Source organism: Pseudomonas luteola NBRC 103146 (genome assembly GCF_002091675.1).
Lineage (GTDB): Bacteria > Pseudomonadota > Gammaproteobacteria > Pseudomonadales > Pseudomonadaceae > Chryseomonas > Chryseomonas luteola.
Map to the genome: position 1 here is coordinate 1 of NZ_BDAE01000003.1, position 24264 is coordinate 24264.

Below are 24264 nucleotides of genomic sequence, written 5' to 3' on the forward strand. Positions count from 1 at the left end.
GGCAGAAATAAAGGCGATGGGCTTTCCTTTCCTGCGTGGCCTACAAGAGCTGCTTATTTGCTGCCGCCTGTCTCTCCGCCTGGCTTGCGGATCAGGGATAATGCCTGGTTGGCCGAGGCGATACACTTCTTGGTATCACCTGCTTGTTGATGCTTTACCGCCTCCTCATGAAGCTCTTTGATACGTTGCACCTGGACATTAGAGTCTGTTGCGGTAGCGGTTGCCATTGATGGTGTGGTTTTCATGGCGTCATCAATTTTTTGCAGCTGAATAGCGCAAAGATCTTCAGCAAAAACAGGTGAAGCCATTAGGGCAGCTACGGCAGCTACTAAAGCAGTGCGTTTCATAGACATCTCCTTGAACATGAATGACGTAAGCGAATTTCCAGGCTAAGTCAGAAGGACCTTGCTGGCTCCATTAAAGGACTAACCAGCCTCATACGAGTGGACTGCTATCGGCCGCTTACGTTTCATTTATCTTTTAAAGAAATGCTTCAAATACCCTTACAGAAGCGCGCTCCAAACCGCTATGTAAGTTAAGCATCTTCAATTATTAGGATGACCAAATCCTTGGGACCATGTGCGCCGTACGCTAGTACTTGTTCTATGTCAGCGGTTTTGGATGGCCCAGAGATGAGCAGTGCGTTGGTAGGCATACCTTCCCGCCACTGGTATTTGTCGTGAAACGTATAAAGGTTATTTTCGATCTTGCTGGCCTGCAGGAGAGCAATGTGAACAGGTGGAACCAGACTCATCAATCGAGGTTCTTCACGGGTTGGCCAGAGCACTAGGCTACCTGTTGCTGCTATGGCTCCGAGCGTCCCGGTTAAGCTGGCTGGAGTCTCGTTGAAGAGTTCCGCTTTCCATTCCTCAATTGGGCGGTCATAGGCCTTGAGAAAAGGAACTCCCGCTTTATCTTTCCAATAGGCCGTAAGCTGGTCGCCATGGGGTGTCTGAGGGGCTATAAGCAGGCTAGGAATTTGTTTGTCGTGAAGAAGTTGTTCGACCAGTGCGGGCCAACGCTCTTTTGTGGTGAGGTGTATCTCTGTATGAACCGCCTCCATAAGTGCTCGTAGTCGACTGATGCGCTCCTCAGGCGCATAGCTCCAGGGTTGGGTTACTAGTGATACGTCATAGTCATCTTTTACAGGCGTTGTGCCAGCCAAACTTTTCCGAAGTTTGCCTAAAATATTGCTGCGGGCATTCATGCTTTGTCCTCCCCTAGGTGATCACGAGCTAACTCGTGAAGTGATCTCGAGGCAGGCTTGGGCGCAACATGGTGCTCACTCCATGGCCCAACATTTCCGGGAGTAAGATTTCGAAAGCGTGTTGCGAGGTAGGCAAAAGATTTATAGAGCGTTGGAGATGTGTAGAGTGTCTTCCAGCCTTTCCAGGTCAGTCTTTCACGCGGAGAGAACTTGCTGCCTTGGCCGCGCATGAGATAAGGGATAGCTTCCGGTGGCTTAACGTTTTCTTCCCTTAAGCGGCGTAACAGCGCGGGAATGGGGATTTTTACGGGGCAGACTTCTCCGCAGGCACCACACAGCGATGAAGCACTGGGGTGATCCGGCGTGTTTTCCAGCCCCAGTAAGTGTGGCGATATGATTTTCCCAATAGGGCCAGGGTATACCGTGCCGTAGGCGTGACCACCAATACGGGTATAGACCGGGCAGTGATTCATGCAGGCCCCACAGCGAATGCAGTTAAGTGTCTGTCGCAACTCTCCATCAGCAAAGGCCTGACTGCGGCCATTGTCTAGAAGAACAAGGTGCACTTCTCGTGGCCCATCCAGCTCATCGGATTTGCGTGGGCTTGAGATCATATTCACGTAGGTAGTTATCGGCTGGCCTAATGCTGAGCGTGTCAAAAGCGATAGCAACGGCACGACGTCACGCAGGTTTTCCACAACTTTTTCTATTCCAGTGACAGCGATATGTACGTTAGGAACGCTTGTGGACATGCGGCCGTTCCCTTCGTTTTCAACAAGCAGCAGAGTGCCTGTTTCAGCTACTGCGAAGTTAACGCCTGATATGCCGATATCTGCTTCGAAAAATTTTTGTCGTAATACGCGCCGGCCCGTTTGAATTAGTTCATCGACATCTGTGGTGTATTCGGTGCCAAGGGTGTTGCTGAATAGTGAGGCCACCTGGGCAGCATTCATGTGAATCGCAGGCATGATGATATGCGAAGGTTTTTGCCCGGCCAGCTGAATGATGTACTCACCCATATCTGACTCAAGGCATTCTATGCCTTGCTTTTCCAGCACGTGGTTCATGTTCATCTCTTCACTGACCATGGACTTTCCCTTGATCAGGCGTGTGGCCTTGTGTGCCTCGGCGATTGACTGAACGATAGCGTTGGCTTCGTCTGTCGTTTCTGCCCAATGAACCTGAATACCGTTGCGTGCCAGGTTGGCTTCCAGCTTTTCAAGAAGGTCAGGCAGCTTAGAAAGCGCCCGTGCACGAATGCGATTGCCCATTTCTCGTAGCCGCTCACGCTCATCAGGATCACTCATAATGGCCAGGCGTTTGGTCATCAGTGAATCCATGGCAACACGGAAATTACGGCGCAGCTGCTCATCGTTCAGCGCTTGGCGCGCTCGCGTCTTGAAGGGGGGGATGGGAATCTCCAGAGCGGGAATTCGGGTCATCTGGTTCATACGCTATCTCCGGTTCGCTGCCAGATGAAACTGGCAAGATGCTGCCCACGCAATGTAGCGTTCTGCTTTTCCAGGGCACCATTGATGTTCATCAGGCAACCGCAGTCAGCGGTCACGATTTGAGCAGCACCCGATTCCTGAAGAGCACGTGTCTTGTCTGCCACCATGGCACCAGAGATATCTGGCATACGGACCGAGAAAGTGCCGCCAAAGCCGCAGCATTCGCTTTCATGGTCATGATCCAACCGTTGGACCGCCTCTAGCTGAGCGAGTAAGGCTCTGCCATGGATGTGTGTATTCATCTCGCGGCGTGCGCTGCAGGAGGTATGAAGTGCAACCTTGGTAGGCGCCCCGCGATCCTTGAGGTCAACTTTACAAACGTTGAGCAGGAATTCGGCCAATTCATAGGTTCGGTCGGCCAGTGCTTCGATTTGACGAAGCGTAGCAGGCTCATGTTTGAACAGTTCCGAATAGTGATGACGAATCATGCCTGCGCATGATCCCGAAACAACAACCAGCGGCCAGTCCTGACGGAACAGGCCCAGCTGTGCTCGTGCGACTTCGCGTGCTTCATCGGTATAACCGGAAGTATAGGCAGGCTGCCCGCAGCAACTTTGACCTTGGGGAAAATGGACCGTAATACCTTCACGCTCCAACAGACGGATACTGTCCATGCCTGCTTCTGGATAAAACAGATCGACAACACAGGTACCGAATAAATAAACGTGTTGAGGCTTCTGCGCGGGGTATTCCCGCTGCTTTGGAATGGGTGGAGCGATGCGGGTGGCATTGGGCGCTGCGTTATAAAAAAGCTCACTCATTCAGGCGTCTCCGGGTTTGCCCGGTTATCCATCCTGTGGGATGGGGTTATGGCAGTGCCGGGACGAGCCCGGCACCGGTGTCTTGGCGGCAACTTCTTAATTCGCCTTTATCTGTTAGTGAAGGATCATGCCGGTGAGTACATAGGCTTGGACCAGCGTGATAAGGCCTACAATAGTGGCGAAGATCAGGCTGTGTTTCAGGGTGAAACGGAACAGGTCAGATTCTTTCCCAACCATGCCGGTAGCAGCACAGGCAACGGCAATCGACTGTGGTGAAATCATTTTGCCTGTTACGCCGCCGCTGCTGTTAGCCGCAACCAGCAGGGTGTCCGATACTCCAATTTGATGGGCAGTGGTGGCCTGTAGGGAGCCGAAGAGAGCGTTTGAAGAGGTATCCGATCCTGTTAGAAAAACCCCCAGCCAACCGAGAAATGGTGAAAAGAATGGGAAGAGCGCTCCTGTTCCCGCCAGTACTAAAGCGAGTGTTGTCGACATGCCGGAATAGTTGGTTACGAACGCAAAGGCCAGCACCATGCCAATCGAAAGGATTGGCCATCGCAACTCCACCAGCGTTTCCTTGAATGTGGACAGTGCTACGCCAGGCTTGATCTTGAGGATTGCCATGGAGATAAGGGCCGAAATCAGGATCGCCGTACCTGTGGCAGAAACAGGATCGAATTTGAAGACGGCTGCTATTGGAGTAGGGTCTGTCGCAATCGGGGCAGTCTTGAGGACAAGCTTGTCCAGGAACGGCACCGAAATATTAATGACCAGACTGTAGAGCGAGCCACCTGCGGCAAATATTGCCTTGAAGGGTTTGAGTGTCCAGACGGTAACCAGCGCGGTCAGGATCAGGAAGGGCGACCAGGCTTTGATGATCTGTCCCAGTGTATAGGGCGAAGGTGTGCGGTTGCCTGGTGCTCGGCCAAAGCCGGAGCCGCCGCCCAGGGTTGCTGCCCCGCCTGCACTGACCCCGACAACCTCTTGTGCAACAGCGTGACGGCTTTGACGCAGCTTAAGGTAGGCGGTCAGCGAAACCATGCTGAACAGGGCCGAGGTAATGTCGGGTAGCTCAGGGCCGATGTAGTTCGAGGTAAAGTACTGGGAAACGGCAAAGCTGCTACCGCATACGAGGGCTGCCTGCCAGGTTTCACGCAGACCACGCATGCCATCCATCATGGCCATGAGCCAGAAGGGGACCAGCAGAGATAGCAGTGGAAGCTGGCGACCGGTCATGGCGCCCAGTTTGAAAGCATCAATGCCGGTTACCTGGCCCGCTACGATTGTTGGAATACCTAGAGCGCCGAATGCAACCGGGGCGGTATTGGCAATCAGGCATAGACCTGCCGCCTTGAGCGGATTATGTCCCAGACCCACCAACAGGGCTGCGGTAATGGCGACGGGTGCGCCAAAGCCTGCGGCGCCTTCAAGAAAGGCTCCAAAGCAGAACCCGATAAGCAGCACCTGCAGACGTTGGTCATCCGTAATGGAAAGGACTGAGCTGCGGATGACATCGAACTGACCGCTTTTGACGGTCAGTTTGTAGAGAAAAACCGCTGCGACGATGATCCAGGCGATTGGCCATAGGCCATAAAGGAATCCATACCCGGCCGCTGCCAGCGCTTTTTCTACCGGCATCCGGTAGACCAGAATGGCAATACCAAGGGATAGCGCCAGGGTAATGGTTCCGGCGAGATGGCCCTTCATGCGAAAGACAGCCAATGCAAGAAAGAAAAACACGATAGGGACAAGTGCCGCCGTCGCGGACAAGCCCAGACTGCCAAGCGGTGTATACAGCTGTTGCCAGGTTTCCATGTAGAGCTCCCTTGATTGTTGTTGTGTAGGGGGCGGTGCTTCCGATAAGCGTATCGGTTTCTTAATGTCTAAATTGGTCATACCAATTTACAATGGCTGACGGTTGAGGTTAAAAGTTGCCTGGCAAGTCTGTCAAACCTTGCTTTTTAAGACTTTAGTCTGGATGCGCGAAGGCCGTTTGGCTCAAAATCAACGCCGCCGCTCTGGCAGGCACATCAGAGGATGGAGATGGGGTTCGATCAGGTACGCCAACGTCGTTTGTCGGATGACATCATTGAACATATTGAAGCGCTGCTTGTTGAGGGTTCACTGAAGGCCGGTGAGCGGTTGCCGGCCGAGCGGGTGCTGGCGGAGCGCTTTGGCGTGTCACGGCCTTCGCTACGCGAGGCGATTCAGAAGCTGGTTGCTCGGGGAGTATTGATCAGTCGCCAGGGCGGCGGTACATACGTTGCTGCCTCGTTCGGCTCCACGTTTAGCGATCCCTTGCTTCAGTTACTCGAAAGTCGTGAAGAAACACGGCAGGACCTGCTCGAGTTTCGTCACATGCTTGAGGGCTCTTGCGCTTATTACGCCGCCTTGCGTGCGACCGAACTCGATCATCAGCGTTTGACGCAGGCCTTCAAGGCTTTGCAGGACTGCTATGCGCAACCTGAAACGATCTCCCGCTCGGAAGAGGGATCAGCGGATGCCAGCTTTCACCTGGCTATTGCCGAAGCCAGCCACAACGCTATCCTGCTGCATACCATTCGCGGTCTGTTCGATTTGCTCAAGCGCAATGTAGTGACCAATATCGGTGGTATGTACGCACAGCGTAGCGAGACACGGGATATGTTGATGCAGCAGCACCGGGAGCTGTATCAGGCCATCATCGAGCGGCGTGCTGACGATGCACGGGAAATTGCCAGCCGACACATTCATTATGTGCAGGAAGTGCTGGAAGAAGCACAGGAAGAAGCGCAGCGTATCGCACGCTCACAGCGCCGACAGAAGACGGAAGACTTTTCGAAGGTATAAAAAGGCGCTTGGAGCGCCTTTTATTATTTCTGATCCTTGTGCATAGCACGTTGGATCTCTCGATTCGAGTCGCGCTCTTTCTCTGTCGCACGCTTGTCGAATTCTTTTTTACCTTTCGCCAGGGCAATTTCGCATTTGATCAGGTGCTTTTTCCAGTAAATGGACAACGCAACGCAGGCGAAGCCTTTCTGTTGCACTGCACCAAACAGCTTGCCTAGCTCTCGTTTGTGTAGAAGCAGCTTGCGAGTGCGCTGAGGATCGGCAATGACGTGGGTGCTGGCTGTCTGCAGAGGGGTGATGTGGCTACCAAGCAGCCAGGCCTCGCCATCCTTGAGCAGAACATAGCTGTCTGTCAGTTGTGCCTTGCCTGCGCGCAGGCTTTTGACTTCCCAGCCGGACAGGGCAATGCCTGCCTCGAAGCGGGTTTCGATGAAGTAGTCGTGCAGCGCTTTCTTGTTCTGCACAATGGTTCCGGAAGAGATTTTCTTTTGTTTGGCCATAGACGCGCATTATAGGGGAGTCAGTGGGGCAACCGCCATGTGCTTGAGAGGGAGCGGTGAAAGTCGGACAATAGCCAACTTTTTTGAGTACCGATAACTTCAATGGCAAATGATCAGGTTTCCGTGCATGGCGGGTGGGCTAGCCGCTGGGTGTTTATATTAGCCGCGACCGGCTCCGCTGTAGGCCTGGGGAGCATCTGGAAGTTCCCTTATATGACAGGGATTTATGGTGGCGGTGCATTTGTCATTATGTTCCTTGTCTGCATCGCCTTGATTGGCTTGCCTGTCATGTTGGCGGAAACGCTGATTGGACGGCGTGCCCGGCAAAGTCCGGCCAATGCCATGCGTGATCTGGCAGTAGCCGCTGCCCGATCACCAAGATGGTCCTGGGCAGCGCTGGCCGGCATGGTCAATGCCTTGCTCATCCTATCGTTCTACAGCGTCGTTGGCGGTTGGTCGCTTGACTATATTCTTGGTGTCGGCCGTGGCGATTTTCAAGGTGTCGATGGACCTAAAGCCGGTGCACTGTTTGGTGCGTTGACCTCCGATCCATGGCGAATGACCTTGTGGCACACCCTGTTCATGGTGTTGTCCGCCTGGGTTATTGCCAAGGGGGTGGTGAATGGCCTGGAAAAAGCCTTGCGTATCCTGATGCCGCTGTTGTTTGTGCTGTTGCTGCTTCTGCTGGGCTATAGCATGACAACGGGACATTTCATGGAAGGGCTGCACTTCATGTTCCATTTTGATACCTCGCGGCTCATGGAGGGCCTGCTTCCTGCGATGGGGCATGCGTTCTTTTCGCTGAGCGTAGGCGTAGGTTCGTTGATGATCTACGGTGCGTACATGCCGAAGTCCTCTTCCTTGGGCAAGACCGTCGTAGCGGTTGCCTTGCTGGATACATTCGTCTCGCTCCTGGCGGGTGTGGCGCTTTTTCCAATCGTCTTTGCGGCAGGCCTGAATCCTGGTGAAGGACCGGGATTGATGTTCGTGACGCTGCCGTTGGCGTTCGGCAGTGTGACCATGGGGCAGATCGTGGGGCTGGTGTTCTTTGTGCTGGTGGCGATTGCCGCCTGGACCTCGGCAATCTCTCTGCTTGAGCCGATGGTGGCCTACCTGATCGAGCGCACCCGACTGAGCCGCGTCTGGGTGACTGTCATTCTGGCTTTCATCTGCTGGCTGGTCGGGCTAGGCACAGTGTTATCGTTCAACCTGTGGGAGCAGGCCAAGTTCTTCGTAAGCGAGGCGGGGCACTTCCACTTGTATCAATGGGGCGCTGAAGGCGGGTTGAATTTCTTTGGCGTCATCGACTTTCTGACGTCGCGAATCATGTTGCCGCTCGGCGGTCTGTTCTTTGTAGTGTTCGCAGCGTGGGTAATGGGGCGTGAGCAGGTGAGGGATGAGTTGTCGGTGCGCAGCCCGGCCTTATTCGCTCTGGCGCTTTTCCTGATGCGCTACGTTGCCCCTCTAGGCATTCTCATTGTGTTTGCCGCACAGTTTTGGAATTGAGGTACCAATGACTACGCATATACAACGCTCGGCTTTATTGCCTTACCCCGCCTCGGCGCTCTATGCGCTGGTAAATGACGTGGAGCGTTACCCGGAATTTCTGCCCTGGTGTTCGTCTGCCCAGATACTGGAGGAGGGCGAAAACGAAATGCGTGCAGGATTGACGGTCGCCAAAGGTGGGCTTAGCCAGCAGTTCACGACACGCAATACGCTGACGCCGGATCAATGCATCGTCATGGATCTGGAAAAGGGACCTTTTAGTCAACTGCATGGGGTCTGGCAGTTCAAGGCACTGGGTGAGAAAGCCTGCAAGATCTCGCTGGACCTGTCGTTCGAGTATCAGGGCGCTTTGATTCGGGCCACCTTGGGCCCGCTGTTCAATCAGGCTGCAAACACCATGGTTGATGCGTTCTGCCAAAGAGCCAAGCAGCTGTATGGCTGAGCGGATAAATGTCGAGGTCGCGCTGGCCTTGCCTGACGAGCAGGCCCTGATTGCGCTGGAGGTTCCGGTAGGCACCACCGTACGTGAAGCCTTGGAGCTATCCGGAGTGGCTGAGCGTTTTCCAAAGGTGCCGATCGATACCTTGGCTGTCGGGCTCTTTGGAAAGGTCATTCCTGATGCAGATAGGCGCGTACTGGAGGCAGGTGATCGGGTTGAGCTTTATCGACCGTTGGTTGCAGACCCCAAGGAAGCCCGCAAGCGGCGCGCCGAGTTGGCAAAGGCCAGGAAGGAAGGCGGGGCGGATTAGCTGAGAATAAAAAAGGCCTTCATATGAAGGCCTTTTTGCCGGGTACTGATTAGAACTTGTAGCCCAGACCTACCATGTAGACCCAGGGATCGATATCGACATCAACCTTTACGCGACCCAGCGCCGAGTCGGCGGTCGCCTTGGTGTCGATATCGGCGTACCAGACGGCGGCGTTGAACAGCAGATGATCCGTTAGCTGATAATCCACGCCTGCCTGAAACGCATAACCCCAGGAATCGTCCAGGCTCAGATTGCTGAAGCCGCCACCGGCTGCGGATTTGCGGCTGCTGGTCAGATCCTCGTCAAAGAAGAGGGTGTAGTTGATACCGGCGCCTACGTACGGCTGAATACGGGACTGAGGGTTCAGCGGATAGTATTGAAGCGAAAGGGTGGGTGGCAGCTGCTTGACATCTGCTAGCTTGCCATCCAGAGCGCCCAGGCCTTTTACACCGATCCGATGATTGAACGGCGTTGCGGCCAGCAGCTCGATGCCGACGTGGTCTGTGATCATATAGGCCGCTGCCAAGCCAAGCTGAGTATCGGAGTCAACGGTGGCCTTGGTCCCTGCAACCTTGCCGCCCGCTGCTGCGGCCGAGATATTGCCGCTGTCTTCATGTGGATCCACGGTCGCTGCGCCAGCACGGATGATGATGTCACCGGCCTGGTGGGCAAGGGCGAGCGGAGAAACAGCGGTGAGGGCCAGCAGGGCGGCGGTTAGGGGCAGCTTGCGCATGATGCACTCCAAAGCATGTTGTTTAGTTGGCTAACGACATGTTAAGGATGAGAGATGCATCATATGTTGACTTGGCTCAACGAAACGCTGATTACAGCGAATAATGAGTTACCTGAGTGGCTTGCATCTGATAACCGACTTCAGCCATGTCCGTACTGGCTGAATCAACATGCAACGTACCTTCTACCCAGTACGGAAGATGTAGCTGGGCCAGTTCAACGCCCTTGGCGCCTTTGACATAGACGATCTGGTTGGACGGAGGCGGAGGTACATGAATGCAGGCACCGTAATAAGGTACAAGCAGGAACTCGGTGACTTCCCCTTCCTCAGTCACCATGATTGGCACGATGTAGCCTGGGAGCTTGACCTCCTGACCTTCCAGCGCTTTTACCACGGGAGCATTGGGTGATTGCTGCAAGGCGGCAGGCCCACTTTCATCCAGTGAGCCCTGATGCAAGGGTACAGGTGGCGGAGGCGGCGGTGCGCCCTCGGGGATCAGCTCCCCCCAAGAAAGCGCGCGAGGCGCTGCCCAGACGGAAGAGGTGAACAGCAGGGCAAGCACCAACAGCACGCGATACATGGACGCTCCGGTCTTTGAGGCTATAAGCGAACGGACAGGCCGTCGGCCAGGGATTGACGGTAAGCGCGCCAGGCAGGAACACAGCCCATCAACAGCGCAGCGATCAGGATACCGCCCAGTAACGTCCACTCGTAACGTGAAGGCCATTCCAGAGGCAGATACAGGCCATAATAAGCCTGTACGGGTGCCTGCGCGATAGCAATCGCCACATAGAGAAGGGCAAGCCCGGCCACGACACCTGCCAGTGCCAGCGCGAAGGCTTCGGCTACCAGCAGGCTGAAGATATGCCACGGGCGGGCGCCCACCGAACGCAGGATAGCCATCTCTCGCCGCCGCTCATTAAGGCTGGTCAGAATAGCCGTCAGCATGCCGATCAGGCCGGTTAGAACCACAAACAGGGAGACGATGAACAGTGCCTGCTCGGCGGTGCCCATCAGGCTCCAGAGTTCCTGGAGCGCAACACCGGGCAAGATGGCCATCAGCGGCTCTCCGCGGTATTCATTGATGGCGCGCTGGAGACCAAAAGTGGCGACTTTACTATTGAGGCCGAGCAGCACGGCGGTGATGGCCTTGGGTGTCAGGTCCATCTGGCGGGCCTGGTCTGCACTGATCTTGCCTGCGCCACGCGCCGGTGCACCGTTCTGCCAGTCCACATGAAGAGCTTCCATGCCCTCAAGGGAGATATGCAGTGTTCTATCCACGGGCGTGCCCGTCCGCGCGAGGATACCCACTACCGTGAACGGTTTGTCCCCATGCTCGACCAGGCTGATTGTGCTGACTCCATGGGCCAGAACAATATGGTCGCCCAGTTTGTAATGCAGGGTTTGAGCGACTTCGGCACCAAGCACTACATCGTAGATATCCTGAAATGGCTTGCCTTCGCTGAGCGTGAGCGCCTGGTTGCGACCATAGTGGTAATGCTCGAAATAGGCCTGGCTGGTACCCAGCACCCGATAGCCGCGGTGGGAGTCGCCCAGTGAAAGCGGAATGGCCCATTTGACCTTGGGATTTTCGGCCAGCTGGGTATAGCTGTCCCAGCGAATGTTGTTGGTAGCGTTGCCAATGCGAAACACCGAATACAGGAGCAGGTTGACCGCTCCGGAGCGTGCGCCAACCACCAGGTCAGTTCCGGAAATGGTACTGGCAAAGCTAGCCTTGGCCTCGGTGCGGACGCGTTCGACTGCCAGCAAAAGGCAGGCTGATAGCGCGATGGCGAATACGGTCAGGAGGGCAGTAAAGCGACGATTGGAAAGGCTGGCAAGCGCCAGGCGAAACAAGTACATCTCACACCTCTGCCGGTCGCGCCGCGCGGTTGAGTTCAAGCAGGGACAGGCTGCGGTCAAAAAGCGGAGCCAATCCCTGGTCATGGCTGACAAAGAGCAGGCTTGAGCCGGCGGCGCGGCATTCGGCGAATAACAGGTTCAAAAAGGCCTCTCGAGTATCGGCATCAAGCGCTGAAGTGGGTTCGTCTGCAATAACCAGTTCGGGTTGACCGATCAGGGCGCGCGCTGCCGCTACACGTTGCTGTTGCCCAATCGAAAGAGCTCCTGCGCGACGCTCTCCCAGGGTACGCTCACCCAGTCCTAGAGCAGAAAGCAGGGCACGCGCCGCTTCTGCCTGGCTGCCATGGCGCTCTTTGGCGCGCTGCGAGCGCAGGGCCGAAAAATGACAGGGGAGTTCGACATTCTCCTGGACAGATAGAAAGGGCAGCAGGTTGAACTGCTGAAAGATATAGCCGGTATGGTCGACGCGGAAGTGATCACGACGCGCAGAAGACAGGCTGGAGAGGTCTTCTCCTAATAACCTGACGTGTCCACGGTTTGGCTTGTTTACACCGCCGAGCAGGCCCAGCAGGGTAGTCTTGCCACTACCTGAGGGGCCTTTGAGAAAGACGGTTTCGCCGCGCTGCAACTGAAAATAAGGGATATCCAGTAGCTCGGGCTGACCGGGCCAGGCGAAGCCCAGGTCGTTGAGTTCGATTAATGCGCTCATGGTGGCCTTGGCATAAAAAGAACGGGCAGCAAAGTAGGGAGGCTACCCGTTTTAAGGGGAACGGTTATAGCGCGAGGCGAGTTTGGGCAGGCGTCAGCTCTTCACCTTTCTGGCCTTGAGCGGTAATGGCCTGAACATTGACCTTGTGTGTGGCTGGGAATTGCTTGAACAGGCCCGCCAGGTCCAGCGCAGTCAGCGCTTTTGGATTTTCACAGGCGAGGGTGTAGTCCGCGTCGATGTCGCTATGAGCGTGCTCGTGCTCGCCCTTGGCATGGCTATCATGATCGTCATGGTCATGGTCATGGTCATGGTCATGGTGCTCTTCAGAACCAAACAGGGGGCTATCCAGATCAGTCTTGCTTACTTTGCAGCCTGCGGCGGCTGGGATGCCAAACAAGGTAATCGGGTTGGCCAGCTGCTGCTTGGCCATTTCGACGGCCTTCTTGTCCTGATCGGACTGGGCCTTATGTTCGAAGCCCACCAGATTCATGGCAGGGCTGTGGAGTTCCAGTTCCAGCGAGTTGTCATCCAGCGCGACGTTGAGTTGTGCGACGCCATGCTCATGGGCGCCCAGGCTTCCATGTGCGTGATCATGTTCATCGTGGGCAAAGGCAGCGGTAAGAGGCAATACGGCAAACGGCAGGGCAAGCAGCAACGAACGCATGGTCAGCTCCATTGATGGATTTGACTGTATGTTATGTCGTAACAAAAGATGGCCGCAATAGCAATGCTCTCACCCACTGGCACGTGGCATCATAAGACATGGTTCAAAAAAGGCGATAACGATGATCCGTATCCAGGGGAAAATAGGCGCGTGGCCGGTGGATCTGACGGTCGAATTGGAAGCAGAAGACTGGACTCGTCTTGCCGAGGGGCTTAACCATGCTCAGCCTGTGCCGTCCAATACGCCTGTTCCGGTGCCAAAGACCCGTAGCGATCCCCTGTGGGAGTCGGTGCTTGCGTTGGTCGAGCAGGAGCGGCGTATCGAGGGGCCTCATCTGCTAAGTGCGCTGGAAAAGCTGGCAGGTAACGTGGGGTCAGCCAAGCAGCTGATTGTACGGCTGCGGCATAACCCGAATATCCGGATCGAGAAAATAGACGAGGCACAGGTGTTTGTGTGGGCGGGCGCCGGCCAGGAGCCAGCGCCCGACGGGCATCAGTAAAGCGCCTGATAGAGACGACGGCGGTAGGTTGCGACCAGCGGGTGTTCGTTGCCGAGTAGATCGAACACCTGCACCATGGTCTTGCGAGGAAGGTCCTCACCATAGGTGCGGTTGCGCATGAATAGCTTGAGCAGGGCATCCAGAGCCGCTTCATATTGCTGGCGCGCCAATTGCTGGACGGCAAGCTGATAGGTGGCTTCGTCATCGGATGGATCCTGAGCCAGACGCGCCTTCAGATCGGCTGCATCAGGCAGGCTGGCAGCTTGGCGCAGGAACGTCAGCTGTGCCTTTGCGCCTGCCAGCGCCTGCTTGTGATCGTCACCAGTGACTGCACCCAGTACCGTTTCAGCCTCATCCAATTCGCCGCGCTCGGCAAGGCAGCGCGCATAGAGAATCAGCGCGGGCGCATTGGTATTGTCTTCACCTAAGAGCTGCTTGAGTACGGCCTCCGCTTCGCCAGCACGACCTTCATCAAACAGCAACTGTGCGGCGTCCAGCGGGTTCTCGGCCTCGGGTGCAGGCGCCTGTACATGCGGCTCCAGCATGGCGCGAACGGCAGACTCAGGCTGCGCACCCGCAAAGCCGTCGACCGGTTGGCCGTCCTTGAACAGGACGACCGTCGGCAGGCTGCGAATGCCGAAACGCATTACCAGTTCCTGCTCGATATCACAGTTGACCTTGGCCAGATGCAGTGCACCGCCAAAGGACTCGGTGATGCTGGCCAGCATAGGCATCAGTACCTTGCAGGGCGCACACCACTCGGCCCAGAAATCGACCAGTACGGGCGTGTTGAACGACTGCTCCATGACCTTCTGTTCGAAGTTCTCAAGCGTCGCATCAAAAATGTAGGACGTGTCCTGGCTCATAGACAGACTCGGGTAACGAAAAGATGAACTATATGTGGAGACGCGCCTGCCGAAAACAACCTTCAGCAAGTACGTTGTGCGTGGTAGAGATTAACCCATCTGAATTCAGCCGGCTCGGCAAGGTCCGGCCAGGTGCAGGCCTCCCGGCTTGCTAGCGCTGTATACCGAGGGTGGTCAAAATTCTTGACTCGGGAATCCGCTATCAGCACGCTTTGTCCGCGACTCAGAAAATCGTCCAGCAAGGGCAGGTTCGCACGGTCGTACAGCACATCGGCCACAATGATCAAATCGAAACGGTCGGCCTCAGCAAAGAAGTCGTCGGAGTACTCCAGCGTCACCTGATTCAGGTCCGCATTCGCTCGGCTGGCGGCCAAGGCCAGCGGATCGCAGTCACAGGCTACTACTTCAGCGGCCCCCGCCTTGGCAGCAGCAATTGCGGCAACCCCTGACCCGCTGCCAAAATCGAGCACGCGCCTGCCTTGTACCCACTCCGGCTGCTCGGCCAGCCAACGGGCCAGTACCAGACCGCTGGCCCAGCAAAAACTCCAGTAGGGTGGGGACGCCAGCAGTCGTTGTGTTTCTTCGGGTGAAAAGGCCCGCTCCATGTTGGCGGGATCGATTAACCAGAGCGCGATGTCGCATTCCGGCAGGGATTGAATGCTCAGTTCAGCATCACCCAGCAGATCCCTTAGCGCTGCTCGCAGGGTGGCGGGTGGGATCATGGAGTCTGATCCAGCACTAATTCCCCTAGAACCTGGGTACTAGGCTGATTGATCGTGACGGGAGACAGGTAGCAGACCAGCTGACCGGATTGACTGACGCGAGCGTGCAGTTCGACCTTGGCGTTCTGGGGAAATACCTCTGGATTAAAGGGCAGGCGGAACGCCAGGGCCTTGCCATTGCCAGTCAATGTCTCGCTGGCGAGCAGCCGCTGGGGACGGTCCTGACTGTCGATCACCAGCATGGCCACTTCAACTTGTGCACCTGGTGCGATGGCGCCGTCTGGTGTCCGTAACGTTCCAGAGACCTCCCGCAGATTTCCGGGGCGCGGCGCACCGGCCACCGGCTCGGGTTCTTTGGCAGGTTCTGCCGGTGCAACAGGCTTTTCAGAGCAGGCTGCAAGCAGGCTGATCAACAACACGGGCAACAGCGGGCGCAACGACATGGTAACGGCTCCAGGGCAGATTCGGCGGCGCATTCTTATACAACCTACGACCGGCGGGAAGAGGATTGTGTCACGGAGCCGCCAGACGTGTTCTGTCGATTCTTGAGGCCTTGCAAGGTTCCTTCTCAGGCAGGATGCGCTACCATGGCCCTCCGTTTATTTCGGCTGCTTCTGACATGCACTGTCCTTTTTGCGGTGCCCACGACACCAAGGTCATCGACTCACGCCTGGTTGCAGCAGGCGAGCAGGTGCGCCGTCGTCGTGAGTGCCTGAACTGCCAGGAACGTTTTACAACGTTCGAGACCGCTGAGCTGGTCATGCCGCGCCTGATCAAGCAGGACGGTACTCGCCAGCCTTTCGACGAAGAAAAACTTAGGGCCGGTATGCAGCGTGCGTTAGAAAAGCGCCCGGTCAGTATCGAGCGTCTGGAAGAGGCGATTGCCTATATCAAGCACAAGCTGCGCGCGACGGGCGAACGCGAGATCAAGTCCCGTGTCGTGGGTGAGTTGGTGATGGAAGAGCTACGCAAGCTTGATGAGGTTGCCTTTATCCGCTTCGCGTCCGTTTATCGTCAGTTTCAGGACCTGTCCGAGTTTCGTGAGGAAATTGATCGGCTGGCCCGTGATCCGAGTAAAGCCTGACCGCTGCAGTGGGTCATTTGTCGCTAGCCCATTGCTGGCAGAGGCTCTACTTCGCTATAGTCGTTCCGGTCTTCAGGGCGGGGCGAGATTCCCCACCGGCGGTAAACCACGTGGTGGCAAGCCCGCGAGCGCTCCGATGCGTCGGAGGTCAGCAGATCTGGTGTGATTCCAGGGCCGACGGTCATAGTCCGGATGAAAGAAGATGCGTCTGTCTGCGCGTGCCGGAAAGCGTACGCGTGCAGCTTTTGCCTATTTGCCCTGAAACGTTCACTCATGTTTAGCGAGGACGTTTCATGTCTACTGTCGATTCCTCTGATCATGCTGGCGCCGCCGGCCGTGGAGGCAATCCCAACGCTTCGGAACCGGCCGATCAGTTCTACATGACCCGTGCGCTCGAGTTGGCGCGTCAGGGTCTGTACTCCACCCATCCCAACCCCCGCGTGGGCTGTGTCATCGTCAAGGATGGCCAGGTCATTGGTGAGGGCTGGCATGTGCGTGCTGGCGAACCCCATGCCGAAGTCCATGCGCTGCGTCAGGCAGGCGCGCGTGCACAGGGCGCGTCCGCCTATGTCACGCTGGAACCCTGCAGTCACTTTGGCCGTACGCCGCCCTGTGCCGACGCCTTGGTCAGTGCTCGGGTCGGACGCGTGGTGGCTGCCATGCAGGATCCGAATCCACAGGTGGCCGGCCGTGGTCTCAAGCGGCTCGCAGAGGCAGGTATTCAGGTGGCCTGTGGCGTACTCGAAAATGAAGCCAGGGCGCTTAACCAGGGATTTATCAAGCGTATGGTCACGGGCCTTCCGTTCGTACGCGTTAAGCTCGCCATGAGTCTGGATAGCCGAACAGCGATGGCCAGCGGTGAAAGCCAATGGATTACCGGCCCGGCCGCTCGTACTCAGGTGCAGCGGTTGCGTGCGCAGTCCAGCGTCGTATTGACCGGTGCCGATACGGTATTGATGGACAAGGCTCGGCTGACCGTGCGCGCTGAAGAGCTTGGCGAGACGGTGGAGCAGGCTGCGCTTGCCATGGGCCGCCAACCCCAGCGTGTACTGGTGGACAGCCGATATCGCGTCCCGCTGGATGCGGCGTTCTTTCAAGCAGGACCTGCCTGGGTCGCGGCCCTTTCAACTGAGCGAGCAGCGCAGTACCAGTCCCAAGGGCATGAATTGCTGACGCTTCCCGAGGATCAGGGGCATATCGCCCTGCTGCCGTTATTACAGCTTCTGGCTGACCGTGGCGTGAATGAGGTGCTGGTCGAAGCTGGCCCCCATCTGGCCGGTGCGTTCGCGCGGCAGGGGTTGGTCGACGAATTCCATTTCTTCATGGCGCCCAAGCTGCTGGGCTCGACGGCGCGTCCGTTGCTGGCGTGGCCGATCGAGACCATGAGCGAAGCGCCTGAGCTTGAAATCATTGAAGTCACTCCCGTGGGGCGTGACTGGCATATCGTGGCTAAACCCGTTTCAGGCGCCCCGGCGCCCCTTATTTCTGACGTTTCGAGGTAGACATGTTCACTGGCATCATCGAAGCCATAGGCTCGATCGCCGCGCTGACGCCTAAAGGTGGCGACATGCGCGTGTATGTACAGACCGGCAAGCTGGATCTTGCCGATGTAAAGCTGGGTGACAGTATTGCCGTCAGTGGCGTATGCCTGACGGCCGTAGAGCTTCCCGGTGATGGCTTCTGGGCGGACGTAAGCCGCGAGACACTGGCGCGTACGGCCTTTGTTGATCTGAAAATTGGCAGTCGGGTCAATCTTGAGAAGGCTCTGATGCCAACCAGCCGTCTGGGTGGTCATCTGGTTAGCGGGCATGTGGATGGCGTGGGTGAAGTGGTTTCACGCCAGGATAATGCCCGCGCCGTACAGTTCCGTATCCGTGCTCCTCGCGAGCTGGCGCGCTATATTGCCCTGAAGGGGTCGATCACCGTTGATGGCACCAGCCTGACCGTTAATGCGGTGGATGGCGCCGAGTTTGAACTGACCATCGTACCGCATACCCTGGCCGAGACCATCATGGCGGACTATCGCCCCGGCCGTAAGGTCAACCTGGAGGTGGATCTGCTGGCCCGCTACTTGGAGCGCCTGCTCATGGGTGACAAGGCTGCCGAACCGCAGAAGGGCAGCGGTATTACCGAACAATTCCTGGCCCAACACGGCTATCTCAACTCCTGAGCGTAAAGGAAGACCTCCGTGGCACTGAACAGCATCGAAGAAATTATCCAGGACATCCGTGAAGGCAAGATGGTCATCCTCATGGATGATGAGGATCGCGAGAACGAAGGCGATATCATCATGGCGTCTGAGTGCGTGCAGGCTGAGCACATCAACTTCATGGCCAAGCATGCTCGTGGTTTGATCTGCATGCCGATGAGCAAGGAGCGCTGCGAGGCGCTGAACCTGCCATTGATGGCAGCCCGCAATGGCTCGGGTTTCGGCACCAAGTTCACCGTCTCCATCGAAGCGGCCGAAGGGGTGACGACAGGTATTTCCGCTGCAGACCGCGCACGTACCGTACAGGTGGCCGCGGCTAAAAAAGCAACGGCCGCCGATATCGTCAGCCCAGGTCATATCTTCCCGCTCATGGCTCAGCCGGGCGGTGTGCTGGCCCGTGCCGGACATACCGAGGCGGCTTGCGACCTGGCGCGCATGGCAGGCTTTGAGCCGACCGGGGTGATCTGTGAGGTCATGAACGACGACGGCACCATGGCCCGTCGTCCGGAGCTCGAAGCCTTTGCCGAAGAGCATGGGCTGAAGATCGGTACGATTGCCGATTTGATCCACTATCGTCTGCTGCACGAGCATACCGTCAAGCGGATCGACGAACAGCCACTGGAAACCGAGCTGGGACGCTTTAATCTGGTCACCTACCGTGACGAGGTGGAAGGTGACGTTCATCTGGCGCTGACTATGGGTACCATCAAGAGTGATGAACCGACCCTGGTGCGCGTGCATAATATGGACCCGCTGCGCGATCTGCTGCTGGTGAATCAGGAAGGCCGTTGGAGTCTGCGCGATGCCATGACCAAGGTCGCGGAAGCTGGCACAGGCGTGGTGTTACTGCTGGGGCATTCCCTGGCAGGCGACGACTTGCTCACTCACCTGCGCGAGCCGGTCAGCAAGCCCAAGCCGCAGAGTACATACAGCACCGTAGGCGCTGGTTCGCAGATCCTGCGTGACCTGGGCATACGTAAGCTTCGTCTGCTCAGTGCACCGATGAAGTTCAATGCCATATCCGGCTTTGACCTTGAAGTTGTAGAATACCTGCCTCCCGTATAAACCGGCCTACGGATGGCCTGAACGGTGCGATGGTTGAGAACCGTCGCGCCGACGATCGGATTTATTTGCGGGGCGTACGAAAACGCCCCGGTTCTTTAACAGACGAGACCTGCTCATGACCGTGAAGACCATTGAAGGTACTTTCATTGCCCCAAAAGGCCGCTTTGCCCTGGTGGTTGGCCGCTTCAACAGCTTTGTGGTTGAAAGCCTGGTTGAAGGTGCCGTAGATGCCCTGGTACGCCATGGTATCCGCAAGGAAGACATCACCATTATCCGCGTTCCTGGCGCCTTTGAAATTCCGCTGGCTACCCTGAAGGCTGCCCAGCGTGACGAATATTCCGCCATCATCGCGCTGGGCGCTGTGATTCGTGGTAGCACTCCGCATTTTGACTACGTTGCTGGCGAGTGCACCAAGGGCCTGGCGCAGGTTTCCATGGAGTTCGGTGTGCCGGTCTCCTTTGGCGTGTTGACGGTTGATTCCATCGAGCAGGCCATCGAGCGTTCGGGCACCAAGGCGGGTAACAAGGGTGCCGAAGCGGCGCTGTCTGCTCTTGAAATGGTGAGCCTGCTGTCGCAGCTGGAGGCCAAGTGAGCGCTGTAGACGGCCAAAAGCCCAAAGCTCCGCGCGGCAAGATTGCTGCGCGTCGTGAAGCCCGCAGCCTCTCGGTTCAGGCGTTGTATCAGTGGCATATGGCGGGGCAGGCGATCAACGAGATCGAAGCCCAGTTCCGTGTGGACAACGATTTCGCTAATGTTGATGGCGCTTATTTCCATGAGATCCTGCATGGCATTCCCGGCCTGAAAACCGAGATCGATGATCTGATCACCCCTTGCCTGGACCGCCCGCTGGAAGACGTTGATCCGGTTGAACTCGCGATCCTGCGCATGTCCTGCTACGAACTGCGCAACCGTATCGATGTTCCCTATAAGGTCGTTATCAACGAGGGTATCGAGCTGGCGAAGGTATTTGGTGCAACCGACGGGCACAAGTTCGTCAACGGTGTACTGGATAAGTTGGCGCCCAAGCTGCGCGCTGCTGAATTACGCGCCAAGCGTTGACTGTAGCCATGACCGAGTTCGAGTTGATCCGCCGTTATTTTGCTGCCGCGCGCTGCGCACAGCCACGTAAGGATATCGCGCTCGGTCTGGGCGACGATTGTGCCTTGCTGATGCCTCGCCCAGGCGAGCAATTAGCGATTTCTACCGATACGCTGACAGCCGGGGTGCATTTTCCAGAAGTCTGCGATGGCTTTCTGCTGGGGCAACGCGCCCTGGCTGTCAGCGCCAGCGATCTGGCCGCCATGGGGGCTGCACCCCTTGGTTTCACCCTGGCGCTGACGCTGCCGGATGTCGACCCAGGCTGGCTGGAGCGATTTGCTCAAGGACTCGATCACATGGCTGCGGCCTGTGGTCTGGCCTTGATCGGCGGTGATACAACCCGCGGGCCGCTCTCTCTGACCCTGACTGTCTTTGGCTCCGTACCCCACGTGCAGGCGTTGACGCGGTCGGGTGCCCAGCCGGGCGATTTACTCTGTGTCGGCGGTGCGCCTGGAGAGGCTGGCGGAGCCTTGCCCTTTGTCTTGGGGCAACGCGAGGAGCGGGGCGCCTACGTTGATACGCTCGTGGCGCGCTACTGGTCGCCAGCGCCTCAGTTCGAGTTGGGGCTTGCGCTAAGAGGTCGGGCTACCGCAGCGCTGGATATATCCGATGGGCTCCTGGCCGACTGCGGCCATATCGCGGCCGCTTCGAACGTCAAGCTGATCATTGAGAATGAAAGGTTGCCGGTCAGCCCTGCGTTGGCGGCACTGTTTGAGCCTGAGCAGATTCGCTCACTGGCAATGTCCGCCGGTGATGATTACCTGCTTGCCTTTACATTGCCTGCACAGTATCTCAAGTCATTGCAGGCAGACTTCCCCCAGGTAGGTGTCATTGGGCGCGTTGCCTCTGGGCAGGGGGTTCAGGTACAGGACGCCATTGGCCGGGATGTCACACCCTTGCGGGGCGGTTATCAACATTTTGCGATGAAGCCATGACGTATCGTGCTGGTGATTTATCTGTCCTGGGAGCCCTCTCGTGAACAGACCTGTTACCTCAGGGCCGGCTACACCGGCGGTGTGGCGTAATCCCTGGCATTTTCTAGCCTTTGGCTTTGGCTCAGGTACGTTGCCTAAGGCACCTGGTACCTGGGGCTCCCTGGTGGCGTTGCCCTTTGTCCCGCTTTGGCATCTGTTGCCGGACTGGGGCTATTGGCTGCTACTGGTTGCGCTGATGATATTCGGTTTCTGGCTGTGTGGCCGTGTTGCGGATGACATGGGTGTGCACGATCACGAAGGTATCGTCTGGGACGAAATGGTAGGCATCTGGATCACTTTCTGGATGGCTCCGGCCGGCTGGGCCTGGTGGCTGGTGGGGTTTGCCGTGTTTCGGTTCATGGATATTCTGAAGCCCTGGCCGATCAGCTGGCTTGATCGTCATGTTCAAGGCGGCGTTGGTATCATGATTGATGATGTGCTGGCCGGTGTGTTTGCCTGGGCAGTTATGCAGGGACTGGGCTGGAGCTGGGCGCATATCGGGACGCTGTCCTGATCGCAGGCGCTACAAGGAGGCGGTGTGGTGCGCAAATGGATCGGTATCGGTGTATTGAGTCTGCTGCCTGCGCTGGTAACTGCCGCGCCTCAGGTTCAAGTGGTAGGTCTGTTCAACGGCGCAGCCGTAATCAATATCGATGGTCAGCGCAAAATGCTCAAGGTCGGTCAGCGACAGGGCGAGGTCGAGCTGGTCAGCGCGACGAGCCGGGAAGCGGTGCTGCGGATTGGAGAAACCAACCAAACGTTCATGCTTTCACGTGAATACAGTGACGGCTTTGCTGCGCCGCATAAGCGCCAACTTAGCATTGCTCGCCGAAATGACGGCCACTATTGGACGGCGGGCTCTATAAATGGCCAGCCTAACGAGTTTCTGATCGACACTGGCGCCTCGACTGTTGCCATGAACGAAGAGCAGGCGAACCGTCTTGGGTTGGATTACCAGAAAGGGCGGCCGGTACAGGTCAACACGGCAGGCGGAACCCGGAGGGCCTGGCTTGTACGCCTGGATCGCGTCAAGGTTGGCACCATTGAGGTGCTGGGTGTCGAGGCCATGGTGTTGGCAGGTGGTCATCCGACAGAAACGCTACTGGGCATGAGTTTTCTCAACCGGGTCGGCTGGCGCGAGGATCAGGGCGTTCTGTATGTCGAGGCCAAGAACTGACGTGATAGCTTCAAGCGCAATAGCCTCATAGCCTTTATGACTGAGCCGTCTCTGTTCATGAATGGTATACTATAACCCTCTTTCCGATAGGAGCCTGACGGTGTCTGTCGTTTTCGTCGCCGCATCCCAATTACCTACGCCCTTTGGCATTTTTACCATGCATGGCTTTCTCGATGAGTCCGATGGTAAGGAGCACGTGGCGCTGACCCTTGGCGATATTGCCAACGGTGAGCCGGTGCTGGGGCGTCTACATTCCGAGTGTCTGACGGGGGATGCCCTGTTCAGCCTGCGCTGCGATTGCGGCTTTCAGCTGGAGGCGGCAATGCGAGCCATTGCTGAAGAAGGCCGTGGCGTTATCCTGTACTTGCGCCAAGAGGGGCGTGGTATTGGCCTCTTGAACAAGATCCGCGCGTATGAGCTGCAGGACGCAGGAGCTGATACGGTTGAGGCCAATGAACGTTTGGGATTTGGTGCAGACCAGCGTAACTACAGCCTGTGCAAGCCAATGCTCAAGCATCTGGGCGTCAATGCATTGAAGCTGATGACCAATAATCCTCGCAAGGTCAAAGCCCTAGAGGATCTGGGAATTACCGTAGCACAGCGTGTACCGCTGCAGACGGGCCTCAACCCTCATAACAAGCGTTACCTGGCCACCAAGGCTGGTAAGCTGGGCCACATGCTCGGCAATATCCATCAAGGCGAAGTCCTTCCTTCCTGATGAAGGCAGGCAGGCGCTGTTCGGTTCTGACCGGCGTCTGCTTGCTGTTCTGCTGCGTTCTCTCCCAGGCCGCCGAACGCGTCATCAGTCTGGCGCCTTCGATGACCGATATCATGCTGGAGCTGGGCGTAGAGAGCCGCTTGGTAGGCGTACTGGATGCAGGCAAGCGTCCTGCTTCCTTGTCCGGGCTGCCTTCCGTTGGGCGTTATGGTCAGGTCAACATCGAAAAGATTGTCTCATTGCACCCTGACCTTATTCTGCTCTGGCCTGGTGCAGTTCCGCTTGCCCAGCGCGAGCAGCTCAGGCAGTTGGGCTATACCATTGAAACCCTGGATGTTCATCGGTTGGATGACCTGGCAGACGGGCTCGCTCGAATCGCTCAGGTGGTAGGTGTTCCTGATAAAGGGCAGCACTTGGCGATCCAGTTTCGTGAGCGACTCGCCGATATGCGCGAGCGCTACAGGCAATTACCGACAGTGCGCGTGTTCTATCAAGTCTGGGACAAACCGCTATATACCGTAGGGGGCACGCAAATTATCAGCGATGCCATGCGGGTATGTGGAGGCGAAAATATATTTGCTGATCTCTCACAACCGGCGCCGCAAGTGGGTGTGGAAGCTGTGCTGACAAGAAACCCCGAGTTGATACTGGCCATGGAGCAGGCTCAGCTCGAACCGTGGCGGCAGTGGCCAACATTAAAGGCGGTGGCGCACCACCAACTCTGGGCTGTAGGTGACAAGCGGCTTGAGCGGCCCAGCTATGGCATGCTGGACGCAGTGGTCAGGCTGTGTGAACTGATAGACAAGGCCCGCTAGGCGGG

At 56.9% G+C, this 24264-nt stretch carries 30 protein-coding genes and 1 riboswitch; of the genes, 16 read left to right on the top strand and 14 right to left on the bottom strand.

Annotated elements, in window-relative coordinates; translation table 11 throughout:
* Positions 1–53 precede the first annotated feature (53 nt).
* The 5 genes from PLU01S_RS04550 to PLU01S_RS04570 form a co-directional block, all read right to left on the bottom strand.
* Complete coding sequence (locus PLU01S_RS04550; RefSeq protein WP_010796854.1) at positions 54–347, bottom strand: hypothetical protein; 294 nt, start codon at positions 345–347, stop codon at positions 54–56.
* 188 nt (positions 348–535) lie between these two features.
* A complete protein-coding gene (locus PLU01S_RS04555) occupies positions 536–1207 on the bottom strand; it encodes a LutC/YkgG family protein (RefSeq protein WP_074823446.1) in 672 nt (223 codons plus the stop codon).
* The gene (locus tag PLU01S_RS04560; protein WP_074823442.1) at positions 1204–2658 is read right to left on the bottom strand and encodes a LutB/LldF family L-lactate oxidation iron-sulfur protein; all 1455 of its coding nucleotides are present in this window, start codon (positions 2656–2658) and stop codon (positions 1204–1206) included. Before PLU01S_RS04560 ends, PLU01S_RS04555 begins: the two co-directional genes overlap by 4 nt.
* Positions 2655–3479, bottom strand: coding sequence for a (Fe-S)-binding protein (locus PLU01S_RS04565; protein ID WP_074823438.1), 825 nt, complete (start codon positions 3477–3479; stop codon positions 2655–2657). Before PLU01S_RS04565 ends, PLU01S_RS04560 begins: the two co-directional genes overlap by 4 nt.
* A 114-nt stretch (positions 3480–3593) precedes the next feature.
* Positions 3594–5294 (bottom strand): lactate permease LctP family transporter, encoded by a 1701-nt coding sequence (locus tag PLU01S_RS04570; RefSeq protein ID WP_074823436.1) that lies wholly within the window; start codon positions 5292–5294, stop codon positions 3594–3596.
* 228 nt (positions 5295–5522) lie between these two features.
* On the opposite strand from PLU01S_RS04570, the gene PLU01S_RS04575 reads away from it, so the two are divergent.
* Entirely contained in the window at positions 5523–6308 is a 786-nt protein-coding gene (locus tag PLU01S_RS04575) for an FCD domain-containing protein (RefSeq protein WP_074823538.1), read from the top strand.
* Between the two features lie 23 nt (positions 6309–6331).
* Here the strand turns inward: PLU01S_RS04575 and smpB are convergent, their stop codons facing one another.
* Positions 6332–6808: an SsrA-binding protein SmpB gene (gene smpB / locus PLU01S_RS04580; protein ID WP_010796860.1), complete on the bottom strand. Its 477-nt coding sequence runs from the start codon at positions 6806–6808 to the stop codon at positions 6332–6334.
* Between the two features lie 102 nt (positions 6809–6910).
* On the opposite strand from smpB, the gene PLU01S_RS04585 reads away from it, so the two are divergent.
* From PLU01S_RS04585 to PLU01S_RS04595, 3 genes are read left to right on the top strand one after another with little or no spacing between them, the layout of a single operon-like run.
* Complete coding sequence (locus tag PLU01S_RS04585; protein ID WP_074823433.1) at positions 6911–8314, top strand: sodium-dependent transporter; 1404 nt, start codon at positions 6911–6913, stop codon at positions 8312–8314.
* Positions 8315–8321: 7 nt separating this feature from the next.
* Positions 8322–8756 carry a type II toxin-antitoxin system RatA family toxin gene (locus PLU01S_RS04590; RefSeq protein WP_074823430.1) on the top strand — a complete coding sequence of 145 codons (435 nt, stop codon included), beginning with the start codon at positions 8322–8324 and terminating at the stop codon, positions 8754–8756.
* Positions 8749–9063: an RnfH family protein gene (locus PLU01S_RS04595; RefSeq protein WP_074823427.1), complete on the top strand. Its 315-nt coding sequence runs from the start codon at positions 8749–8751 to the stop codon at positions 9061–9063. The genes PLU01S_RS04590 and PLU01S_RS04595 overlap by 8 nt, the downstream gene beginning before the upstream one ends.
* Positions 9064–9112: 49 nt before the next feature.
* Here the strand turns inward: PLU01S_RS04595 and PLU01S_RS04600 are convergent, their stop codons facing one another.
* The 5 genes from PLU01S_RS04600 to PLU01S_RS04620 all read right to left on the bottom strand — a co-directional run bounded on the left by PLU01S_RS04600 (position 9113) and on the right by PLU01S_RS04620 (position 13032).
* Positions 9113–9796 carry an OmpW/AlkL family protein gene (locus PLU01S_RS04600; protein WP_010796864.1) on the bottom strand — a complete coding sequence of 228 codons (684 nt, stop codon included), beginning with the start codon at positions 9794–9796 and terminating at the stop codon, positions 9113–9115.
* Positions 9797–9887: 91 nt separating this feature from the next.
* Positions 9888–10376 carry a DUF3299 domain-containing protein gene (locus tag PLU01S_RS04605; RefSeq protein WP_074823424.1) on the bottom strand — a complete coding sequence of 163 codons (489 nt, stop codon included), beginning with the start codon at positions 10374–10376 and terminating at the stop codon, positions 9888–9890.
* A 20-nt stretch (positions 10377–10396) separates the two neighbouring features.
* A complete protein-coding gene (locus PLU01S_RS04610; RefSeq protein ID WP_074823418.1) occupies positions 10397–11659 on the bottom strand; it encodes an ABC transporter permease in 1263 nt (420 codons plus the stop codon).
* Between the two features lies 1 nt (position 11660).
* On the bottom strand, positions 11661–12368 hold the full coding sequence (locus tag PLU01S_RS04615) for an ABC transporter ATP-binding protein (protein ID WP_019366837.1): 708 nt from the start codon (positions 12366–12368) through the stop codon (positions 11661–11663).
* 64 nt (positions 12369–12432) lie between these two features.
* Positions 12433–13032 carry a DUF2796 domain-containing protein gene (locus PLU01S_RS04620; protein WP_074823414.1) on the bottom strand — a complete coding sequence of 200 codons (600 nt, stop codon included), beginning with the start codon at positions 13030–13032 and terminating at the stop codon, positions 12433–12435.
* Between the two features lie 121 nt (positions 13033–13153).
* Between PLU01S_RS04620 and PLU01S_RS04625 the strand changes: the two genes are divergently transcribed.
* On the top strand, positions 13154–13531 hold the full coding sequence (locus PLU01S_RS04625; RefSeq protein WP_074823411.1) for a hypothetical protein: 378 nt from the start codon (positions 13154–13156) through the stop codon (positions 13529–13531).
* On the opposite strand, the gene trxA is transcribed toward PLU01S_RS04625, so the two are convergent.
* The 3 genes from trxA to PLU01S_RS04640 all read right to left on the bottom strand — a co-directional run bounded on the left by trxA (position 13525) and on the right by PLU01S_RS04640 (position 15562).
* The gene (trxA, locus tag PLU01S_RS04630) at positions 13525–14397 is read right to left on the bottom strand and encodes a thioredoxin (RefSeq protein ID WP_010796870.1); all 873 of its coding nucleotides are present in this window, start codon (positions 14395–14397) and stop codon (positions 13525–13527) included. The genes PLU01S_RS04625 and trxA overlap by 7 nt on opposite strands.
* A gap of 62 nt (positions 14398–14459) precedes the next feature.
* On the bottom strand, positions 14460–15119 hold the full coding sequence (locus PLU01S_RS04635; RefSeq protein ID WP_074823407.1) for a class I SAM-dependent methyltransferase: 660 nt from the start codon (positions 15117–15119) through the stop codon (positions 14460–14462).
* On the bottom strand, positions 15116–15562 hold the full coding sequence (locus PLU01S_RS04640; protein ID WP_074823403.1) for a YbaY family lipoprotein: 447 nt from the start codon (positions 15560–15562) through the stop codon (positions 15116–15118). Before PLU01S_RS04640 ends, PLU01S_RS04635 begins: the two co-directional genes overlap by 4 nt.
* A 176-nt stretch (positions 15563–15738) precedes the next feature.
* Here PLU01S_RS04640 and nrdR point away from each other — a divergent pair, with 176 nt between their 5' ends.
* From nrdR to PLU01S_RS04695, 11 genes are all read left to right on the top strand, one after another.
* The gene (nrdR, locus tag PLU01S_RS04645; RefSeq protein WP_010796873.1) at positions 15739–16203 is read left to right on the top strand and encodes a transcriptional regulator NrdR; all 465 of its coding nucleotides are present in this window, start codon (positions 15739–15741) and stop codon (positions 16201–16203) included.
* Between the two features lie 64 nt (positions 16204–16267).
* Positions 16268–16411: riboswitch (FMN riboswitch) on the top strand.
* A gap of 172 nt (positions 16412–16583) precedes the next feature.
* Positions 16584–17705 carry a bifunctional diaminohydroxyphosphoribosylaminopyrimidine deaminase/5-amino-6-(5-phosphoribosylamino)uracil reductase RibD gene (gene ribD, locus PLU01S_RS04650; RefSeq protein WP_074823534.1) on the top strand — a complete coding sequence of 374 codons (1122 nt, stop codon included), beginning with the start codon at positions 16584–16586 and terminating at the stop codon, positions 17703–17705.
* Between the two features lie 2 nt (positions 17706–17707).
* Positions 17708–18373 carry a riboflavin synthase gene (locus PLU01S_RS04655; RefSeq protein ID WP_010796875.1) on the top strand — a complete coding sequence of 222 codons (666 nt, stop codon included), beginning with the start codon at positions 17708–17710 and terminating at the stop codon, positions 18371–18373.
* An 18-nt stretch (positions 18374–18391) separates the two neighbouring features.
* Positions 18392–19477, top strand: coding sequence for a bifunctional 3,4-dihydroxy-2-butanone-4-phosphate synthase/GTP cyclohydrolase II (gene ribBA, locus PLU01S_RS04660; protein WP_019366828.1), 1086 nt, complete (start codon positions 18392–18394; stop codon positions 19475–19477).
* Positions 19478–19592: 115 nt separating this feature from the next.
* A complete protein-coding gene (ribH, locus tag PLU01S_RS04665) occupies positions 19593–20069 on the top strand; it encodes a 6,7-dimethyl-8-ribityllumazine synthase (RefSeq protein ID WP_010796877.1) in 477 nt (158 codons plus the stop codon).
* A complete protein-coding gene (gene nusB / locus PLU01S_RS04670; RefSeq protein ID WP_010796878.1) occupies positions 20066–20536 on the top strand; it encodes a transcription antitermination factor NusB in 471 nt (156 codons plus the stop codon). The genes ribH and nusB overlap by 4 nt, the downstream gene beginning before the upstream one ends.
* An 8-nt stretch (positions 20537–20544) precedes the next feature.
* Positions 20545–21510 (top strand): thiamine-phosphate kinase, encoded by a 966-nt coding sequence (thiL, locus tag PLU01S_RS04675; protein WP_074823401.1) that lies wholly within the window; start codon positions 20545–20547, stop codon positions 21508–21510.
* 40 nt (positions 21511–21550) lie between these two features.
* Entirely contained in the window at positions 21551–22063 is a 513-nt protein-coding gene (locus tag PLU01S_RS04680; protein ID WP_010796880.1) for a phosphatidylglycerophosphatase A family protein, read from the top strand.
* 24 nt (positions 22064–22087) lie between these two features.
* Entirely contained in the window at positions 22088–22726 is a 639-nt protein-coding gene (locus PLU01S_RS04685; RefSeq protein WP_139208713.1) for a retropepsin-like aspartic protease family protein, read from the top strand.
* 100 nt (positions 22727–22826) lie between these two features.
* Complete coding sequence (ribA, locus tag PLU01S_RS04690; RefSeq protein WP_019366825.1) at positions 22827–23444, top strand: GTP cyclohydrolase II; 618 nt, start codon at positions 22827–22829, stop codon at positions 23442–23444.
* Entirely contained in the window at positions 23444–24259 is an 816-nt protein-coding gene (locus PLU01S_RS04695) for a cobalamin-binding protein (protein ID WP_074823398.1), read from the top strand. Before ribA ends, PLU01S_RS04695 begins: the two co-directional genes overlap by 1 nt.
* Positions 24260–24264 lie beyond the last annotated feature (5 nt).

Bases quoted from the DNA above. Each gene is read 5' to 3' on its own strand.
- PLU01S_RS04555 (WP_074823446.1), bottom strand. From the start codon at position 1,207: ATGAATGCCCGCAGCAATATTTTAGGCAAACTTCGGAAAAGTTTGGCT.
- PLU01S_RS04590 (WP_074823430.1), top strand. From the start codon at position 8,322: ATGACTACGCATATACAACGCTCGGCTTTATTGCCTTACCCCGCCTCG.
- PLU01S_RS04640 (WP_074823403.1), bottom strand. From the start codon at position 15,562: ATGTCGTTGCGCCCGCTGTTGCCCGTGTTGTTGATCAGCCTGCTTGCA.
- ribH (WP_010796877.1), top strand. From the start codon at position 19,593: ATGACCGTGAAGACCATTGAAGGTACTTTCATTGCCCCAAAAGGCCGC.
- PLU01S_RS04605 (WP_074823424.1), bottom strand. From the start codon at position 10,376: ATGTATCGCGTGCTGTTGGTGCTTGCCCTGCTGTTCACCTCTTCCGTC.
- trxA (WP_010796870.1), bottom strand. From the start codon at position 14,397: ATGAGCCAGGACACGTCCTACATTTTTGATGCGACGCTTGAGAACTTC.
- PLU01S_RS04695 (WP_074823398.1), top strand. From the start codon at position 23,444: ATGAAGGCAGGCAGGCGCTGTTCGGTTCTGACCGGCGTCTGCTTGCTG.
- PLU01S_RS04575 (WP_074823538.1), top strand. From the start codon at position 5,523: ATGGGGTTCGATCAGGTACGCCAACGTCGTTTGTCGGATGACATCATT.
- PLU01S_RS04595 (WP_074823427.1), top strand. From the start codon at position 8,749: ATGGCTGAGCGGATAAATGTCGAGGTCGCGCTGGCCTTGCCTGACGAG.
- PLU01S_RS04635 (WP_074823407.1), bottom strand. From the start codon at position 15,119: ATGATCCCACCCGCCACCCTGCGAGCAGCGCTAAGGGATCTGCTGGGT.
- PLU01S_RS04615 (WP_019366837.1), bottom strand. From the start codon at position 12,368: ATGAGCGCATTAATCGAACTCAACGACCTGGGCTTCGCCTGGCCCGGT.
- PLU01S_RS04585 (WP_074823433.1), top strand. From the start codon at position 6,911: ATGGCAAATGATCAGGTTTCCGTGCATGGCGGGTGGGCTAGCCGCTGG.
- PLU01S_RS04550 (WP_010796854.1), bottom strand. From the start codon at position 347: ATGAAACGCACTGCTTTAGTAGCTGCCGTAGCTGCCCTAATGGCTTCA.
- PLU01S_RS04620 (WP_074823414.1), bottom strand. From the start codon at position 13,032: ATGCGTTCGTTGCTGCTTGCCCTGCCGTTTGCCGTATTGCCTCTTACC.
- ribD (WP_074823534.1), top strand. From the start codon at position 16,584: ATGACCCGTGCGCTCGAGTTGGCGCGTCAGGGTCTGTACTCCACCCAT.
- PLU01S_RS04570 (WP_074823436.1), bottom strand. From the start codon at position 5,294: ATGGAAACCTGGCAACAGCTGTATACACCGCTTGGCAGTCTGGGCTTG.
- PLU01S_RS04600 (WP_010796864.1), bottom strand. From the start codon at position 9,796: ATGCGCAAGCTGCCCCTAACCGCCGCCCTGCTGGCCCTCACCGCTGTT.
- PLU01S_RS04610 (WP_074823418.1), bottom strand. From the start codon at position 11,659: ATGTACTTGTTTCGCCTGGCGCTTGCCAGCCTTTCCAATCGTCGCTTT.
- PLU01S_RS04655 (WP_010796875.1), top strand. From the start codon at position 17,708: ATGTTCACTGGCATCATCGAAGCCATAGGCTCGATCGCCGCGCTGACG.
- smpB (WP_010796860.1), bottom strand. From the start codon at position 6,808: ATGGCCAAACAAAAGAAAATCTCTTCCGGAACCATTGTGCAGAACAAG.
- thiL (WP_074823401.1), top strand. From the start codon at position 20,545: ATGACCGAGTTCGAGTTGATCCGCCGTTATTTTGCTGCCGCGCGCTGC.
- nrdR (WP_010796873.1), top strand. From the start codon at position 15,739: ATGCACTGTCCTTTTTGCGGTGCCCACGACACCAAGGTCATCGACTCA.
- PLU01S_RS04565 (WP_074823438.1), bottom strand. From the start codon at position 3,479: ATGAGTGAGCTTTTTTATAACGCAGCGCCCAATGCCACCCGCATCGCT.
- PLU01S_RS04560 (WP_074823442.1), bottom strand. From the start codon at position 2,658: ATGAACCAGATGACCCGAATTCCCGCTCTGGAGATTCCCATCCCCCCC.
- PLU01S_RS04625 (WP_074823411.1), top strand. From the start codon at position 13,154: ATGATCCGTATCCAGGGGAAAATAGGCGCGTGGCCGGTGGATCTGACG.